The 842-nt window shown below is 57.5% G+C and carries 1 protein-coding gene; it reads left to right on the forward strand.

Annotated elements, in window-relative coordinates; all coding sequences use genetic code 11:
• Window positions 1-146 precede the first annotated feature (146 nt).
• Window positions 147-842: IS110 family RNA-guided transposase (locus HV796_RS42840; protein WP_175233626.1), on the forward strand; the 696-nt coding region annotated here is incomplete at its 3' end.

The raw sequence follows: 842 nt of genomic DNA on the forward strand, positions 1-842 counted from the left end.
GAGCTTCGGGCTCGCTTGAAGAATGAGGCGCGGGCCAGCGGATTTCATGGAGGGCCGCAGCCTGTCAGGCTGCAACAAGCCTGATGGTATGGACTCCCGCCCCCTCCGGGGCGACACTTGGCCCACCAACTTCCGGGAGAACGTCAATGCCTGCACTAACCATCGGTCTGGATATCGCAAAAAATGTGTTTCAGATTCACGGCGTTGATCGCCAGGGCAAAGCCGTGGTGCAGCGAAAGCTCCGCCGCGCTGAGGTGTTGAAGTTTTTTGCGAAGGTCGAATCCAGCCTGATTGGTATCGAGGCGTGTCACGGCTCTCATTTCTGGGCACGGGAGCTAACATCGCCTGGACATACCGTCCGTCTGCTGCCGACACAATATGTGAAACCGTTTCTGGTCGGCGGCAAGAACGACGCAAATGACGCGGCGGCAATCTGTGCAGCAGTGACACGTCCAGGCATCCATTCCGTCGCGATCAAAAGCGCCGAACAGCAGTCGTTGCAATCGACACATCGCATGCGCCAACGGCTCATCGAGGAACGCACTGCGAAATCGAATCAGATTCGGAGCATGTTTGCTGAAGAGGGCGTGATCTTCCCGGTAGGTTTGCCGCAATTAAGAAAGGGAGTAGTCGAGCTGGTAAACAATGCCGATACCCCCATTACTCCTCTGCTCAGACGGCTCGGCTCAATGTATCTCGAGCAACTGCAGGCGTTGCAGCAGTGGCTGGACGAACTTGCAGCGGACATAGCCGAGATCTTCAGGAGCAGTGACGCCTGTCAACGATTGGCGACCGTTCCAGGAATCGGGCCGGTGATCGCGACCGCGCTCGTGAGCAGTGTG

The sequence above is a fragment of the Paraburkholderia humisilvae genome (assembly GCF_902859855.1).
Classification (GTDB): Bacteria; Pseudomonadota; Gammaproteobacteria; order Burkholderiales; family Burkholderiaceae; genus Paraburkholderia; species Paraburkholderia humisilvae.